Genomic DNA, 16,405 nt, shown 5'->3' on the forward strand with positions numbered 1-16,405 from the left:
TACGCGAAGTGTCTCCAAATGGTTACCGCCCGAGTTACTCCTCGGTGGCGTCGAACTCCGCGTCGGAGTCCGTCCCGCCGACGTCCGACTCCGCGCCCGCCTCGACTTCCACTTCGGTCGTCTCGGGCGTCGCCTCTCGGGCCTCGGCTATCCGCTCGGAGACGTCGTCCACCGTCTGCTCCATGTTCTCTTGGTACTGCTCGAGCATGTCGTTGTACAGGTCGGTGTTCTGACGCATGCTCGTCTCGAGGGCGTCCCAGACGTTCTCGTTGATCTCGTGGGCAGTGTCGTACTGCTCGTCTATCGTGTCTCGGAGGTTATCGAAGAACTGCTGGTTGTTCTGGACGCTCCCGTCCATCGAGTCGATGGTTTCGAGCGACATCTGGAGCGCCTGTCGCGTGTTCTCGATGAACGCTTGGTTGTTCGACGGGACGGTGTTGTCCATCGTGTCGACGGCTATCTGCGCCATCGACCGTCTGACGTCGGTCGTCTTCTGTTGCACCGGGCGGCTCGACTCGACGTTGTCCGCAAAGAGGTCCATGTACGACTGCTGGAGCTCCATGTTCCGGCGCATCGCCTCTTGGCTCTGTTCGAGGGACCGCTGGTAGGCGTCGAACATCGCGGTGAAGGGGTTCTGGACTCGGTACGTCTGTCGCTGTCGGTTAGTGTCGTGTTGACTCATGGGTGTTCACTCCGTTTTCGGCTCTATCGGGATGACGAACGCCTGGACGAGGTCGCGCTCTTCGATACCGAGCGCCTCCCGCTCGGCGTCGGGGATGCTGATTCTCCCCCCGCTCTGCACGCGCGTCTTGAAGACGGCGGCGTCTCTGCTCAGCGATTCGAGGGTATCGAAGTCGCTCTTCTCCTCGCCGCTTCCGGCGGACATGAGCTCGTTGAAGAACCGAAACTGCTGGTCGGTCACTTCTTCGCTCGCCTGCCGGAACTGCTCCGCGAACGCGGCCGGCGGCCACGGCGGAGTCGATGGGTCGTCCGTCATCTCACTTCCACGTAGGACCCCATGATACAAATGTGTTCCCCACGTTACCCTTGAATGGTATACGATGGCTACGATTGGTGAGAACGGTAATACCGGCGTCGTTGATTTATCAGAATTGAATACAAATAGCCCGGTGGCGGGCTGGCGGAGGGCGTGAGATGGCGCGCGACGACCGAACCGGCGACCGAGTTTCGCCGCCTCCCCTCGGGGGGCAGTTCGAAGAGTTCACGACGGCGTGGGGGCGCGCCTCGAACCACCTCGTCAACAGCGTCGTCGAGGCCAACCGCGCCACGTTGGCGCTGTTCGGCGTCAACGGTCACGACGCCGACGGCGACGCGGAGGCGGTGGCGGTCTCTCACTCCGAGGAGGAGTGGGAGTTCGAACGTTCCGTCGACGCCGTCGAGGACATCGACGTCGGCGACTGGGTCCGGTTCTCGAAGTCCATCGACGAGGCCGACGTGACCGCCTTTGCGGCCGCCAGCGGAGACACGAACCGCCTCCACACGGACGAGGAGTTCGCGTCGCGGACGCGGTTCGGCGGCCGAATCGTCCACGGAACGCTCGTCTCCGGACTCATCAGCGCCGCGTTGGCCCGCCTCCCCGGTCTGACCATCTACCTCTCGCAGGAGATGGAGTTCGTGGGACCGGCCGAGGTGGGGTCGCGCCTGACCGCGATGGTGGAGGTGACCGAACGACTCGGGTCGGATCGATTCCGACTCTCGACGGACGTTCTCGGCGATGACGAGAACCCCGTCGTCGAGGGGGAGGCGGTCGTCCTCATCGACTCGATTCCCGAGGACGACGAACCGCCGTCGTCCGGAGGAGGGCGGGCGTGACCGCCGGCCCGACTCGGCGACGGATCCGCGCGTCTATTTAAACACCGCGTAGTGACAGGGGGAATAGGTAACGTAGCTCGTGAACCACTAGGTGATACTGCTGACCGGTCGGACGGGGACTGACGACCGGCAGCGAGGAAAAACAATGCCTTCGGGAGACACACACACGAGAGCGGAACTGTACGTTCGGTCGTTGGCACCGCGCGGCGCGCAGGCGTCGCAGGAGGCGGTCGTGCAACGACTCCTCGACATGGAGTCCGAACGGGAACTCGATTTCTCCGTGACGGTGTGGGGAGACCAGATAGCGACCGATAGCGCGGTCACTCGGACCGAGGCGGGGCGGACGATGATAGAGACGGTCCGCCGGTTCGAGTCGTGGGCGACGACGAACGGGTACACGGTCGAACCGTTCTTCTCCGACGTGCGGCGGGAATCCCTCGTCGACGGCGCGTACGACGCTATCGTCCCTCCGCACCTCTGTTTGGCTCTCTACGAGGACGGCGACGTCGCGGGCGTGTTCCCGTGCTCCGACCGCGAGGCCCACTACACCGTCGAGGACGCCCTCGAAGCGATGACCTCCGAGGAGGAGCTACCGCCGTTGTCGGCGCCGTCCGACGACTCGAACGCCGACCGGTTCTCCGAGGAGGAGACGCCGACGTACGCCTCGCCGATTCCGCTCGACGAGTAAGCCGCGTCTGCCGGCGACCGGGCGTCCGAGAATCGCCGCAGACGACCCGTTTTCTCTCGTTTTCACCGCGGTCACCGAAAAAAGGAGTGCGAACGTTCGGCCGTCCGCCGTCGGTTCACTCGATGTCGATGTTCTGCCCCCGGTCGGACGACCCGGCTTTCGGGAGCGTGACGGTGAGAACGCCGTTCTGGAACGTCGCGGAGACGCCGTCGGCGTCGATGGGTTCGGGGAGGCGGACCGACCGCTGCATCCGTTCGTCGGAGCGTTCCCGTCGGAGGTAGTTCTCCTCGCTCGTCTCGGTTTCGCGCTCTCTCTCCGCGCGAATCGTGAGTTGTTCCTCGGTGCACTGGACGTCGATGTTCTCCTTTTCGAATCCGGGGAGATCGGCGGTGACGACGAACTCCTCGCCGTGGTCCGCGAGGTCTATGTCCACCGACCCGCGGCCGAACATACCCTCTTGGCCCATCGACCACGGAGACTGTTCGAACTGCCGGTTCATCTGCTCGAACATGCGTTCGAGCTCTTGGAAGGGGTTTCTGTCGGGCATCATGGCTCTCTGGTTGCGTTTCCGCGTTGTAACTTTCGCGGGATGGTCCTTATCGTTTATTCCTCCGAGCGAACCCGTTCGAGAACGAGGGACCCGTCCTCCGATTCCGCCGCGCGGCGAGGGCGGAGCGCGGGACCGCTTTTCCGTCGCGTCCCATCCTGTCACTCTCGGAGGTGACGCCGGAACCACTCGGCGGCGAGTTCGGCGACGCGTTCGAGTTCGTCCGACCCCTCGAAGCGGTGTCCCGCGCCGGGGACGACTTCGAGCGACTTCTCGCAGTCGAGTCGTTCGAACGCGCGCCGGTTGAGTTCGAGGACGGGGCCGTCCGCGCCGCCGACGATAAACAGCGTCGGCGACCGAACGTCCGGCAACGACTCGGCGGCGCGGTCGACGCGGCCGCCGAGAACGACGAGGGCCGTCACGTCGAACCGGAGGGCGGACTCGATTGCCGCGGCGGCGGCCGTTCCGGTGGCGAAGTACCCGACTTCCGAGTCACCGACGTCGTCTCGCTTTCGAATCCACTCGGTGACGGCGACCACCCGTTCGGTCAGTAGCCCCACGTCGAACCGCGTCGCGTACGCTTCGACGTCCGGCCCCGCGAGGAGTGCCGACGAGAGCGTCACGAACCCCGCCCTCCGAAGGCGGTCGGCGACGCGCCCGATTCGCGCGTCGGAACCGCTCTCGCCTCCGCTCACGAGAATCACGAGGCCCGCGGGGTCCGGCGGGACGACGAGACACCCCTCCAGTTCCGCGTCGCCGACGGGAATCGTCACCCGGCGGTCTGTCGCGTCGTGCATACGGTACTTACGTCCGTGCGGTGCTTAACGCCCGTTTCCGTCACCTCGGCGAAGTCTCCGCGCTCCCGACGAGTCCGAGGCCGGCACTCGTCGGCGGACCTAGGTACGTCCCCGTGCGTGGACGGCCGTCCGGGCGACCGGTTCGACTCGCCCCCAGGTCCAAGGTATTCTGTGGAACCCGGAGGCGGCGGTCGGCGAGCAGTTTCTCCGCCGGCCGACGACGCTCCACCGTTTCCGTAACCGAACGGATAGCCGGGTTCCAGTGACGATTTCTACCGACTCGCGTTCGACGAACTACGCTCTCAATTAACCCACTCTCCGTCGTCAAAACCATCTTTTCCGTCTTTGCTATCTCTGATAGTTTGTTGATCTTTCCTATCTTCCCCGGTTTGGTCGCCGTCCGTACGCAGGCGAAGAGGAGAGGCGAGGGGGCGGACCACGCCGCCTGCGGCAACTGCCCCAGCGGTTAACTCCGAGAGCGGACTAGTTCCGGTGTGACGTACCAGACGACCATCGGCTGGTCCCTCGTCTCGTCCGGAATCGTATCGCTCCTGTTGGCGTACCTCCCCGGCGACTCGATGTGGTGGGGCGTCGGACTGTTAGTGCTCGGTCTCGTCGTCCTCTACGTGCGTCGGGACGACATCGGCCCGTGAGGGAGGTCGGTTCTCTCGCCTCTCACTCGCCGTTTCGCTCCCCGTACAGGAGAATCGCCGCGGCGACGACCAGACAGACCACGAGGCCGCCGAACGCCGCGGCGTAGTTCGCGTAGGTCACGACGACGCCGACGTAGGCGGGGCCGAGCGCGTTCGCGCCGAGAAACAGGGCGCGCGCTGCGCCCAAGTCCGCGCCCATGCCGCCGTCGGGGGCGTCGTCCATGATGATGGCGTCCGCGAGGGGAAAGCCCGTCTTGTAGCCCACCGCCGTCAGTCCGACCGCGACCCAGACGACCGGTTTCGACCCGGCGGCGACGAGTGCCCCGAGCGAAAGCGCCGCGAACCCGATTCCGACGACGGCGATGCCCCGTCGGGAGAACCGGTCGCCGAGTCCCCCGGCGACGGGTTTGACCGCCAGACCGACGGCGAAGACGATGGCGAACGTCGCACTGGCGAGTCCCTGCGAGAACCCCTTCGACACCGCGAGGTACGTCGGGAGGAAGTTGATGAACCCGCCGACCATGAAGTAAAACAGCGAGAACGCCAGTAGCGTCCCGCGTTGCTGCGGACTGGTGACGAGTCTGCGTGCGGTTCCGCCCACGTCGAGGGACGCATCGCCGACGCGGTACCCCTCGCGCGACCAGAGGACGTAGAGGACCGTCACGGCCGCCAACACCGCCGCCACCGGGAAGAACGGCGTACGCCACGTCGCGTACCCGAGAGCGAGGACGGCGAGGCCGGACGACAGGAGGCCGCCGACGTCGGTGCCCGCGGCGTAGACGCCGAGGGCGCGCCCCCGGCGGCGCACGAACAGGTCGGAGAGAAGCGCGCGCGACGGGATGGCGAACAGGCCCTTCCCGAGGCCGACGACGGCCGCCGCGGCGACGAACGCGGGGAGACTCCACGCGAACCCGAAGGCGACGAACCCGACGACGAGGACGAGCAGTCCGGGGACGATGAGCGTCGCGCGCGTCCACCGGTCGGAGTACTCGCCGCCGGGGTACTGAGAGAGCGCGTAGACGCCCTGAAACAGCGCGAGGGCGACCCCGGCCGTCGCCTCCGTTATCTGCAGGTCCGCGATAATGGTGGGCAGAAGCGGCGAGAGGAGGAACCGACCCGTCTGAAGCGCCGCCCACCCGAGGGAGACGACCAACAGCATCCGTCCCGCGTACCCGCCGCGTAACCGTTCTTCCGTCGCCGTCGGTTGCACGACTCCCTGTCTTCGCGGACGGTACCAGTTCCTTACGATTCGAAGGTGTTGTCTGCATCATGCACAAAAGTAATTATACAAACGCCGGATGGAACAGCCGACCGACCGCCGTCGCTCGGGGCGGTCCCTCCGCTATCAGTAGCCAAACCGAACAGTTTTCTCACCCCCCGATGACGGGCCACTCGTGTCCGAAGGAGTGTTCGCCGGTGGCCTCCGGCGGGAGTTCGAAACCGTCGGCAGTCACGAGGAACTGATAGCGTTCTCGCGCGACTACTGCGAATACGCCGTCTCCGAGTTCGAACTGAGCGTGGCGTTCTCGCGGGTGTCGTGGGAAGTTTCGACCCGCGCCAAGCGCAGGGCGGCGGCGGTGAAGCGACCGAAGGTGTCCGAGACGGCCGTCGGCGACCCGATAGACTGGAGCGAACGGCCGACGGTGGCCGAGGACGGCGGCGCGCCGACGTGTACGGTGTCGCTGTCGTGGCGGGCGTTCGAGTCGTTCGACTACGAGGAGTGGACGGCGACGCTCAGACACGAACTCGTCCACGTAGAGCAGTTCCAGCGGTTCGGAACGACCGATCACGGACCGGCGTTCCGCCGGCGCGCGGCGGCCCTCGACGCCCCCGTCCGGGTCCGCCACTTCGCTACGCCCGCGTACCTGCTCACCTGCACGGACTGCGAGAACGTCGTCGCCAGACGGTACCGCGACTGTAAGTTGGTTCGAGAGTACGAGTCGTACGTGTCGTCCTGTTGCGGCGCGTCGCTCGAATGTGAGTCCCCCGACGGCGCGGCGTCGGACGGGTAGTCGCCCGTCGAGTTGGGTCTCCGCCCGAGTCGGGGTTCCGTCTCCGAATCAGGTTTCCGTCTCGGCGTCGTCGCCGTAGGCGTCGAGGTACGTTCGCTCCCGGCGGATGAGTTCTTCGACGCCGTGTTCGAGGATTCCCTCGCCCAAGGAGGTCGCCGCGTAGTAGGTGTACAGACCTTCGCTGTCGCGTTCGGCCCGCTTTCGCTTCTCGACGAGGCCCACCTCCACGAGTTTGTTCAGGTGGTAGTGGAGGGTGTTCCCGCGGACGTCGAGTCGCTCTTCGAGTTGCTTCGGGCTCTGGTCGCCCGCGTGGACGAGGGTGTAGACGACGGCGAACCGCGTCCGGTCGCCGATGGCCGCCTGCATGTCGAGGTAGTCGTCCAGAGAGAGGACGCTCGTCGGCGGCAGGAGGTCCTCCGGGTCCTCCGGGGCGTCTCCGTCGTCGGCCGCGGCGTGGTTGGTCGCCATTCGTCTCTCTGTACTCCGCGACGCCGCTTAACGATTGCTGACTCAACGACTCCCGAAAATACCTCTTTTTATATACCGCCCGTCCGAGTCGGAGGTATGGGAACGGAGATAACGAGGAACCGGATCAGGGAGGCGTTGGGGTCGGTCGCGTACTCGGAGTTTCTGCTCTACATCATGGGCCCGTACAAGTCGTTCAACTTGGCGTACGTCCTCTCGGAGGAGGAACGGGCGGACATCAAAATCGAGGAACTGCCCGGTCCCATCAGGCGACTGTTCAAGCGACGCGACGACGTCGACGAGGCGCAGGCGTTACTCCGCCGCGTGCAGGGGTCACTCCGGGCCGACCCCGGCGTGAACGCGTTTCTCGCCGTGGACGTGGATATCGACGTGGACGACGTGGACGCGGCGACCCAGAGCATCGAGTACGCCCGGCGAAGCAACGTCACGGCGTTCGTCCTCCCCTACCTCGGTCACAACTTCGGCGTCGGCGAGGAGGCGGGGTCGGTGCTCGAGGCGTTGTCGGAGACGCACGGCGACCGGATGCTGTTCGTCCACGAGGCGGACGTGACGAGTGCGATGCTCCGGGCGGCGAACGAGCGGTGGGACCTCAGAATCGAGTCCTACGAGACGGAGGCGGAACTCCTCGACCGCCTCAAACTGTTCGTCGCCGACGTGATGAACCGCGAACTCCACGGCGACCTCGACCCCCTCCACGAGTCGTAAATCGCGTCCGCGACGGAGGTCTACGTCTCGCGTTCACTTGCAGGAGTGGAGGTGCGAACCTCTCTCGGACGACCGGTCGTACTGGGTGGAGACTTCGACTGCTGTACCGACGCGCCCCTTTATCTAATTTGTTATATTCGTGTCTCGATTCTCGACGGCGAATCCGCTCCATCGCCGCGAGTGTCTCTCGCCGTTTCCGTGCTCCGGAGAGGAAACGAACTGCGGACGATACCGCGTTCTGGGCCCTATTTCGACGGATCGGAGACGTCGCGCCTCTCCTTTTCGCAAGAGACTTCCAGCCGCTATTCTCGTCGTCTACTGAATGAAGATATACGAACCGAAATTCCATATTTAGTCCATTCACGCCGATAAAACGAACAGTGTACCGAATGTCAGTTCGTATAATCTCGGATCAAATGAAGATCACTCAACTATCATTCGGCCGATGATAGGTCCCGAGTCGGAGACAGAAATACTCGTACTCCCTCCGAGAGCGTCGCCGTCCGTCGGTCAACCATCTTTATGTCCTGCGGGCGGTGGTACCTATCTATCCATGTCACTCGACGACGACGCGCGGGAGTACCACCGCGAGGACCCGCCGGGGAAGATAGAGATTTCGACGACCAAGCCGACGAACACCCAACGCGACCTGAGTCTCGCGTACTCGCCGGGCGTCGCCGCGCCGTGCCGCGACATCGACGGAGATTCGGAGGCGGCGTACGAGTACACCGCCAAGGGTAATCTCGTCGGCGTCGTCTCGGACGGATCCGCCGTCCTCGGACTCGGTGACATCGGCGCGCAGGCGTCGAAGCCCGTCATGGAGGGGAAGGGCGTCCTCTTCAAGCGGTTCGCAGACATCGACGTGTTCGACGTCGAACTCGACGCGAGCGACGTAGACGAGTTCGTCGGAACCGTCAGCGCGATGGAACCGACGTTCGGCGGCATCAACTTGGAGGACATCAAGGCCCCCGAGTGTTTCGAGATAGAGGAACGACTCCGCGAGGAGATGTCCGTTCCCGTCTTCCACGACGACCAACACGGGACGGCGATCATCTCCGGGGCGGCCCTCCTCAACGCGGTCGATATCGCGGGCAAGGAGTTAGACGAGGTTCGGGTCACCTTCGCCGGGGCCGGCGCCGCCGCGACGGCCACCGCGCGCTTCTACGTCTCTCTCGGGGTCCGACCGGAGAACATCGTCATGTGCGACATCGACGGCGTCCTCACGACCGAACGCGCGGAGGCCGGCGACCTGAACGAGTACAACCGCGAGTTCGCGCGCGACGTTCCCGCGGGCGGACTCGCGGAGGCGATGGAGGGTGCGGACGTGTTCGTCGGCCTCTCCGCCGGCGGCATCGTCTCCCAAGAGATGGTGCGGTCGATGGCCGAGGACCCCATCATCTTCGCGATGGCGAACCCGGACCCCGAAATCGGCTACGAGGAGGCCAAAGAGGCCAGAGACGACACCGTGATTATGGCGACTGGTCGCTCGGACTACCCCAACCAAGTAAACAACGTGCTCGGGTTCCCGTTCATCTTCCGCGGCGCGTTGGACGCGCGAGCGACGGAGATAAACGAGGAGATGAAACGCGCCGCCGCCCACGCACTCGCGGACTTAGCCAAGCAGGACGTGCCAGACGCCGTCGTGAAGGCCTACAGCGACCAACCCCTCCAGTACGGCCCCGACTACGTCATCCCGAAACCGCTCGACACCCGCGTCCTGTTCGAGGTGTCCGCCGCCGTCGCGCAGGCGGCGATAAACAGCGGCGTCGCCCGGCGAGATATCGACTTGGAGACGTACCACGAGCAACTCGAAGCGCGCGTCGGGAAGTCCTTGGAGATGCTCCGCGTCGTCCTCAACAAAGCGCAGAACGACCCCAAGCGCGTCGTCCTCGCGGAGGGGAACGACGAGAAGATGATCCGCGCGGCCGCCCGGATGGAGTCGGAGGGAATCGCGACGCCCCTCCTCGTCGGCGACAGGGGAACCATCGAGTCGGTCGTCGAGACCCGCGGACTGGACTACGACCCCCGCGTCGTCGACCCGACGGCGGACGAACTCGAGGAGTACGCCGACAGGCTCCACCGCCTCCGCCGCCGGAAGGGCCTGACCCGGCGCGAGGCCGCCGAACTCGTCCGAACCGACCCGAACTACCTCGCCAGCGTGATGGTCGAGGAGGGCGACGCCGACGCGATGCTGACCGGCCTGACGCACCACTACCCCTCGGCGCTTCGACCGCCGTTGCAGGTCGTCGGTACGAAGGAGGACGCCGACTACGCCGCCGGGGTGTACATGCTCACCGTCGCCGACCGGGTGATATTCTGCGCCGACGCGACGGTCAATCGGGACCCGGACGCCGACGTCCTCGCGGAAGTCGCCCGCCACACCGCCGACCTCGCGCGCCGGTTCAACGTCGACCCGCGCGTCGCGTTCCTCTCGTACTCGGACTTCGGAAGCGTCGATAACCCGGGGACGCGGAAACCTCGCGACGCGGCGCGGGCGTTGCGCGACGACCCGGCCGTCGAGTTCCCCGTCGACGGCGAGATGCAGGCCGACACCGCCGTCGTCGAGGACGTCCTCGCGGACTCCTACGAGTTCTCCGAACTGGACGGACCGGCGAACGTCCTCGTGTTCCCGAACCTGGAGGCGGGCAACGTCGGGTACAAACTCCTCCAACGACTCGGCGACGCCGAAGCCGTCGGCCCGATGCTCGTCGGCATGGACAAGCCCGTCCACGTCATCCAACGCGGCGACGAGGTGGGCGACATCGTCAATCTCGCGGCGGTGGCAGTCGTGGACGCCCAACAGGAGTAGAAACTGACCGAGCGGATATTTTTCGTCCAGGTTTTTGCGAGGAGTGGTGCGCGGAGCGCACCCGACGAAGCAAAAAGGTGGTCGCTCGACCTCGCGGCGGTGGCGGTGGTGGACGCCCAACAGGAGTAGGAGCGTCAGCGTCTCGTTTTCGACGGCGAACGGGAGTTTCCCGCTACGGCGACGACCCTCGCTGAACCGGCCGTTCTCCTTGTTCGCCGGACGGCCCTTTCGAGTCCCGGTAGATATATGATGGTCGTTCCTGATATTGCGGTATGGCGTCGACAGTGGATGGTACGGACGAAACAGCATCGCAACCGACCGGGAGGTCCGACGGCCAGTCGGACGTCCGGACGGACGACCAATCCGAGGAGTACTCGCGCCGGAAGTTCATGGAGACGGCCGCCGCGGCGAGTGCGGCGGGCGTGACGGCCCTCGCCGGGTGCAGTAGCGGCGACGGCGGTACCGACGGCAACGGCGAACAGGACTTCCTGTGGTGGACGATGCGGGGGTACATCCCCGCGGAGACGGAGGCCATCAAGCAGACGGCCAAAGGGTACGAGGACGCCGCGGACGCGAACGTCAACGTCACCACCGAAGTCGTCGTCTGGGACCAAGTGTTCCAGGAGTGGAGTGCCTCCATCGAGGGCCGTTCGATGCCGAACGTCTCCGAGATGGCGTGCGAACACGCCGCCGACTTCGGTCAACGCGGCGCGGCGCGTCCGAACACGGAACTGTTCAACACGTACGACGACTGGTACGACACCATCTCGAAGTGGGGGCAGTTCGACGGCGAGTACTGGGGGATGCCGTGGTTCATGGAGCTTCGAACGAGCCACGTCAACATGAACCTCTTAGAGGAGGCGGGCGTCTCCAAGCCGCCGGAGACGTGGGCCGAACTCATCGAGACCGGACAGGCCGTCTCCGAGAACACCGACGCCTCCGGGTTCACGACGCCCGGTGCGACGGACTTCCCGACCGGTCAGAACCTGACGGCGATGACGCACCAGTCCGGCGGGTCGTTTTACGGCCACTCCGACGGGAAGTTCAGCGTCGAAATCGACAGTCCCGCGTCGCTGTTCGCCCACCTCTGGGCGCTGAGCCTCCGCGAGAAGTGGGACATCGCCCCCGGCGGTTGGGGCGGCATCGACAGCACCTCCGGCGAGGAACTCTACCGCGAGAGGCGGACGGCCATCGCTCACCTCCCGACGGACCTCGCTCGCAGTCTCGTCGACCCGCAGGAAGGCGTCTCCGACGAGAACAAGGAGTTGGCCGAGGCGACGGAACTGACGCCGATGCCGGCGGGGCCGAACGGCGAACGCCAGTCCTTCATGGGCGGCAGTTGCATGACGACGTTCAAGCAGAACGTCACCCGCCACGACATCGACGACAAGATTTCGCTCGGCTTCATGGACTACATGACCCAACCCGACCAGTTGGACAAGTACTTCCCCGTCTCCGCGCCGAACTTCCTCCCCGTCCGGAGCGGACAGGAGGAGATGGAACTGTTCACCGACAACCCGACGGAGATTCCGGACTCGTGGCTCGACGCCCGCCTCGAACAGGCCCCGAACGCGGTCCGCTACGGCGTCACCGGCGCGGGACGCGTCGCCCCGTTCATGGGTTCCGTCGAGAGCAACACGACCGGCTACTCGACGGCCATCTCGGGGATGATCGGTTCCGAGACGGACCCGAAGAAGGCGCTCAAGGCCATGGCCGACAAGGCTCGCTCGGGGATAAACAACGCCGACTACCTCGACTACGAGGTGGAGGCGCCCGAGGAACCGTCGCTCGATGACGCTCCCGACGAGGTCCAACCGTGGATTACCGGCGACGGCGTGCCGAAAATCTACAACCCCTACGAGTAACGAGAGTCGTTCGATGGCAACCGCACACACAATGTACGCCTTTTCCCCACGAGAGTAATGGCAAGAAACACCTCGGCAGTCGGTGGAGTCACTATCCCGGAGGAGTACCAGTACTGGCTCTCGAAGGAGAGCCTCTGGGGGTGGCTGTTCCTACTGCCAACGTTGGCGGCGTTGGGTCTCATCAGCGTCGTCCCCATCCTCCGAGGTATCGTTCTGAGCTTCTACGAGTACGGCGGACTCAGAGAGGACGTCTTCGTCGGGTTCGAGAACTACGCCCGCGTGTTCGCACTCCCGGACTTCTGGGTGGTGATGAAGAACACGTTCGTCTGGTCGTTCACGGCGGTGGTGTTGATGGCGATTTTGGGTCTGGGATTCGCCATCCTCCTGAACCGCGAGTTCAGAGGGCGCTCTATAGCGACGACGCTCCTCTTGCTCCCGTGGACGATTCCGTTCATCGCCGTCGCCCTGAACTGGACGCTGCTGTTCAACTACGAACTCGGGATGTTCAACGGGCTCCTCGAAGTGCTCGGGTTCCAAGGCGTCGAGTGGCTCGGCCGGTCGCGGTACGCGCTGTTTTCGGTGACGATGGCGTACGTCTGGCGGAACTTCCCGTTCTTCATGATCACCTTCCTCGCGGCGATGAAGGGTATCCCGCAGGACCTCTACGAGGCGGCGCAGGTCGACGGCTCGACACGGCTCGACCTGTTCCGGCACATCACCCTTCCCTTCCTCCAGCCCATCGGCATCGTGACGACGCTCCTGCAGAGCCTGTGGACGCTCAACCACTTCACGCTCGTCTTCGTGATGACGAGCGGCGGTCCCGGAAACTCCTCTATGGTGTTGCCGGTGTACATCTACCGGCAGGCGTTCATCCAGAACAACTTCGGCGTCGCGGCGGCCATCGCCGTCGTGATGCTCGTCATCATGCTCGGCTACGGACTGGTCTACCTGCGGCTCTACGAGGACGAAGTCGGAGGGAAATAACATGGCAAGCAAAACACGAGACACGGACGAACTGCTCGGCTTCGAGGTGTCCCCGAAGGTCGCAGCGTGGGCGAAGACGCTCGGCTTCCACGCGCTGCTTTGGTCGTCGATATTCGTCGTGCTGATGCCGGTGCTGTGGATGATAGTCGTCTCGCTGAATCAGGTGGCGTTCGACACGTTCATCCAGAACCCGGGGGCGTGGCTCGAAGGTGCGAACCTCGACGCCTACCGCCGCATGCTGTACGAGACGAACTTCATCGGGTGGTTCCGCAACAGCGTCATCGTCACGGTGGGTTCGACGGTGCTCAGCATCGTCATCTGTACGTTCGGCGCCTACAGCATCGGCCGACTCCGGTTCAAGGGTCGGAAGGCGGTGGCGACGTTCCTGTTGATGACGCAGATGTTCCCGCTCATCTTGGTGGCGGTGCCGCTGTTTCTCATCTTCCGCAACATCGGCCTGTTCAACAGTCTCCTCGGCCTCACGATAGCGTACGTCGCGTTCGTGCTTCCGTTCTCCATCTGGATGCTGCGGGGGTTCTACGAGAACCTCCCCGAGGCGCTGGAGGAGGCGGCGATGATAGACGGGAGCACGCGCGTCGGCGCGGTCATCCGAGTCATCGTTCCCCTGTCGTCGCCGGCGATAGCGACCACCGCCATCTTCGCGTGGATCTTCGCGTGGAACGAGTTCGTGATGGCGCTCATCCTCATCAACGACGACGCGAAGACGACGCTGCCGCCGGGACTCAGTTCGTGGGTCGGTCAGTACACCCTCCAGTGGGACCTGCTCATGGCCGGCGCCCTCGGCGCGACGCTTCCGTTGTTCATCATCCTGTTCTTCCTCCAGAAGTACATCATCAACGGCCTCGCCGAGGGTGCGGTCAAGACCTGACGGTCGCCCCGCGCCCCGGCTGATTCTCCCGCTCCGTTCGTGACGGCCAACAAAAATAATAAATAGTTACGTAAGAATCGTCCATTAAGAATGAGCCGAATCCTATTCGACAGCGTAACGAAGCGGTACGAGGGCGACGTCCTCGCCGTGGACGAGTTCGACCTCGAAATCGAGGACGGGGAGTTCCTGACGCTCGTCGGTCCGAGCGGTTCCGGCAAATCGACGCTGCTCCGGATGCTCGCGGGCCTCGAAGAGATAACGGACGGCGAGATACGCATCGGCGACACGCCGGTCAACCGGCTTCCGCCGCGCAAGCGGGACATCGCGATGGTGTTTCAGAACTACGCGCTGTACCCCCACCTCTCGGTGCGGGACAACATGGCGTTCGGCCTCAAGCGCTCGACCGACCTCCCCGCCGAGGAAATAAACGAACGGGTGCGGGAGGCCGCCGAACTCATGGGCATCGGCGAACTCCTCGACCAGAAGCCGAAACATCTCTCCGGCGGTCAGCGTCAACGCGTGGCGACCGGTCGCGCCATCGTCCGCGACCCGGCCGTGTTCCTGTTCGACGAACCCCTCTCGAACCTCGATGCGAAACTCCGCAAGCACATGCGGACGGAACTCCAACGCCTCCAGCAGACGTTCGAGACGACGACGATCTACGTCACTCACGACCAAGAGGAGGCGATGACGATGAGCGACCGCATCGCCATCCTCAACCACGGAACGCTCCAGCAGGTGGGGCCGCCCCGCGAGGTGTACAACCGACCGAAGAACACGTTCGTCGCGCAGTTCATCGGCAGCCCCTCGATGAACATGTTCGTCTCCGAACTGGACCTCTCGGGCGAGCAGGCCCGGTTCACGGGCGACATCGAACTGCCGATTCCGAGGCGGCAGGCGGAGGCCATCGCCGCGCGAAGCGACGCCGACAGGTTCCTGTTGGGCGTCCGCCCGGAGCACATCCACGTCCACGAGACGCCGACGGAGGAGTCGGTGCGGGCGTTCGTGGACATCATCGAACCCCTCGGGAGCAACGACCTGCTGTACTTCGACTTGGAGGACCACGTCGACGTCTCGTCCGTCGTCGCCGGAGGCATCGACATCGGCGCGGACGAGCAAGGCGACAGAGAGGAGTACAAGGTGTTCATCGAACCGGATTCGATTCCCCAGCGGTACGAACGCAGCGACGACCCGGTGTATCTCACGTTCGACACGGAACACGTCCACGTGTTCGACCCGAACACCGGCGAGAACCTCAGTCTGAGCACCGCCTCGGTCGCCGAAGCCCAAACGGAGTCGGCGACGGGAGCGAGCGACTGACCTCATGACCGGTATCCGACGGACGAACGACGGCGACGAACCCGACCCGTGACCCCAGTATCCCCCACAGCACACCCATGACCGTAGACGACATCACAGAGTACGGACGCGAGACGGACGCCGACTCGGAGGCCGCCGCGAACGTTCCGGAGCGGGGGGTCGGCGTCACCGACCGAACGTGGCGTCGACTCGGACACGAACTGACGAACGCCCGGAGCATCGCCGACTTCGTGGGGACCGTCGAGCGGTACGGATGGACGCCGCCGCTCCTCGCGCTAGCGCTTCTCGGTGTCGTGCGGGGCGTCTTCGCGTACCTCTCGGAACCGTTCGCCATGTCGCAGGGGTACGTCTTCGCCGGCTGGCAGTTGGCGCTCGGCATCAACCTCCTGTACGGCCTCTTCTTCGTCGGCTTCGTCTGCTTCTTCTACTTCGGCGTCGCCGGGGCCATCGCGGGCCACCTCTCCGAGGAGACGGCCATGGAGACGGCGATGTTCAAAGTCGGCGGGTACCTGATGCTCCTGTTCGTCCCGGTGGTGGTCGTCAGCGCGGTGCTCGTCACCACCATCCCCGCGCCGGAGACCGTCGTCGCGGGCGCGGAACCCGTCTCGGAGGTCGTCGCGTCGCACGAGGCGGTGGCGAACAGCCCGCAGATGCGCATCGTCGGGACGATGATGGCCGGGGTGTGGATACTCGTCGGATTCCTGCTGCTGCCGGTCGTGAGCGAACTGTACGGCATCGACAAGAAGCGGAGCGTCCTCTCGGTTCTCCCGGTGACGCTGGTCGCGGTCGTCGCGACGCAGCTACTCTAGCCGTCTCC

General features: G+C 64.8%; 17 protein-coding genes. 11 read left to right on the forward strand and 6 right to left on the reverse strand.

Annotated features, from left to right (window positions below):
- Window positions 1–34: 34 nt before the first annotated feature.
- Both BLS11_RS15920 and BLS11_RS15925 read right to left on the reverse strand, forming a co-directional pair.
- Window positions 35–682 (reverse strand): hypothetical protein, encoded by a 648-nt coding sequence (locus BLS11_RS15920; protein ID WP_092538771.1) that lies wholly within the window; start codon window positions 680–682, stop codon window positions 35–37.
- A gap of 6 nt (window positions 683–688) precedes the next feature.
- Window positions 689–997 (reverse strand): AbrB/MazE/SpoVT family DNA-binding domain-containing protein, encoded by a 309-nt coding sequence (locus BLS11_RS15925; protein WP_092538772.1) that lies wholly within the window; start codon window positions 995–997, stop codon window positions 689–691.
- 158 nt (window positions 998–1,155) lie between these two features.
- Here BLS11_RS15925 and BLS11_RS15930 point away from each other — a divergent pair, with 158 nt between their 5' ends.
- Both BLS11_RS15930 and BLS11_RS15935 read left to right on the forward strand, forming a co-directional pair.
- The gene (locus BLS11_RS15930) at window positions 1,156–1,833 is read left to right on the forward strand and encodes a MaoC family dehydratase (protein WP_092538773.1); all 678 of its coding nucleotides are present in this window, start codon (window positions 1,156–1,158) and stop codon (window positions 1,831–1,833) included.
- A gap of 145 nt (window positions 1,834–1,978) precedes the next feature.
- Window positions 1,979–2,521 (forward strand): HTH domain-containing protein, encoded by a 543-nt coding sequence (locus BLS11_RS15935; protein ID WP_092538774.1) that lies wholly within the window; start codon window positions 1,979–1,981, stop codon window positions 2,519–2,521.
- Window positions 2,522–2,636: 115 nt separating this feature from the next.
- Here BLS11_RS15935 and BLS11_RS15940 read toward each other — a convergent pair whose 3' ends face one another.
- Both BLS11_RS15940 and BLS11_RS15945 read right to left on the reverse strand, forming a co-directional pair.
- Complete coding sequence (locus BLS11_RS15940; RefSeq protein WP_092538775.1) at window positions 2,637–3,071, reverse strand: Hsp20/alpha crystallin family protein; 435 nt, start codon at window positions 3,069–3,071, stop codon at window positions 2,637–2,639.
- Window positions 3,072–3,229: 158 nt separating this feature from the next.
- Window positions 3,230–3,865, reverse strand: a complete 636-nt coding sequence (locus tag BLS11_RS15945) for a dienelactone hydrolase family protein (RefSeq protein ID WP_092538776.1) — start codon at window positions 3,863–3,865, stop codon at window positions 3,230–3,232.
- Window positions 3,866–4,359: 494 nt separating this feature from the next.
- On the opposite strand from BLS11_RS15945, the gene BLS11_RS19520 reads away from it, so the two are divergent.
- Window positions 4,360–4,518 (forward strand): hypothetical protein, encoded by a 159-nt coding sequence (locus tag BLS11_RS19520; RefSeq protein WP_175454476.1) that lies wholly within the window; start codon window positions 4,360–4,362, stop codon window positions 4,516–4,518.
- 22 nt (window positions 4,519–4,540) lie between these two features.
- Here the strand turns inward: BLS11_RS19520 and BLS11_RS15950 are convergent, their stop codons facing one another.
- On the reverse strand, window positions 4,541–5,677 hold the full coding sequence (locus BLS11_RS15950; RefSeq protein WP_092538885.1) for an MFS transporter: 1,137 nt from the start codon (window positions 5,675–5,677) through the stop codon (window positions 4,541–4,543).
- Window positions 5,678–5,912: 235 nt separating this feature from the next.
- Here BLS11_RS15950 and BLS11_RS15955 point away from each other — a divergent pair, with 235 nt between their 5' ends.
- Window positions 5,913–6,530 (forward strand): SprT-like domain-containing protein, encoded by a 618-nt coding sequence (locus BLS11_RS15955; RefSeq protein ID WP_245698984.1) that lies wholly within the window; start codon window positions 5,913–5,915, stop codon window positions 6,528–6,530.
- 48 nt (window positions 6,531–6,578) lie between these two features.
- Here the strand turns inward: BLS11_RS15955 and BLS11_RS15960 are convergent, their stop codons facing one another.
- Window positions 6,579–6,998 carry a winged helix-turn-helix domain-containing protein gene (locus tag BLS11_RS15960; protein ID WP_092538777.1) on the reverse strand — a complete coding sequence of 140 codons (420 nt, stop codon included), beginning with the start codon at window positions 6,996–6,998 and terminating at the stop codon, window positions 6,579–6,581.
- Between the two features lie 96 nt (window positions 6,999–7,094).
- Between BLS11_RS15960 and BLS11_RS15965 the strand changes: the two genes are divergently transcribed.
- The 7 genes from BLS11_RS15965 to BLS11_RS15995 all read left to right on the forward strand — a co-directional run bounded on the left by BLS11_RS15965 (window position 7,095) and on the right by BLS11_RS15995 (window position 16,397).
- Window positions 7,095–7,721, forward strand: a complete 627-nt coding sequence (locus BLS11_RS15965; protein ID WP_092538778.1) for a DUF7509 family protein — start codon at window positions 7,095–7,097, stop codon at window positions 7,719–7,721.
- Between the two features lie 553 nt (window positions 7,722–8,274).
- Entirely contained in the window at window positions 8,275–10,530 is a 2,256-nt protein-coding gene (locus BLS11_RS15970) for an NADP-dependent malic enzyme (protein WP_092538779.1), read from the forward strand.
- Window positions 10,531–10,802: 272 nt separating this feature from the next.
- On the forward strand, window positions 10,803–12,395 hold the full coding sequence (locus BLS11_RS15975) for an ABC transporter substrate-binding protein (RefSeq protein ID WP_092538780.1): 1,593 nt from the start codon (window positions 10,803–10,805) through the stop codon (window positions 12,393–12,395).
- 57 nt (window positions 12,396–12,452) lie between these two features.
- Window positions 12,453–13,379 (forward strand): carbohydrate ABC transporter permease, encoded by a 927-nt coding sequence (locus BLS11_RS15980; RefSeq protein ID WP_092538781.1) that lies wholly within the window; start codon window positions 12,453–12,455, stop codon window positions 13,377–13,379.
- Window position 13,380: 1 nt separating this feature from the next.
- On the forward strand, window positions 13,381–14,268 hold the full coding sequence (locus BLS11_RS15985) for a carbohydrate ABC transporter permease (protein ID WP_092538782.1): 888 nt from the start codon (window positions 13,381–13,383) through the stop codon (window positions 14,266–14,268).
- Window positions 14,269–14,358: 90 nt separating this feature from the next.
- On the forward strand, window positions 14,359–15,588 hold the full coding sequence (locus BLS11_RS15990; RefSeq protein ID WP_092538783.1) for an ABC transporter ATP-binding protein: 1,230 nt from the start codon (window positions 14,359–14,361) through the stop codon (window positions 15,586–15,588).
- A 77-nt stretch (window positions 15,589–15,665) separates the two neighbouring features.
- The gene (locus BLS11_RS15995; protein ID WP_092538784.1) at window positions 15,666–16,397 is read left to right on the forward strand and encodes a hypothetical protein; all 732 of its coding nucleotides are present in this window, start codon (window positions 15,666–15,668) and stop codon (window positions 16,395–16,397) included.
- Window positions 16,398–16,405: the final 8 nt, after the last annotated feature.

The sequence above is a fragment of the Halopelagius longus genome (genome assembly GCF_900100875.1).
GTDB lineage: Archaea > Halobacteriota > Halobacteria > Halobacteriales > Haloferacaceae > Halopelagius > Halopelagius longus.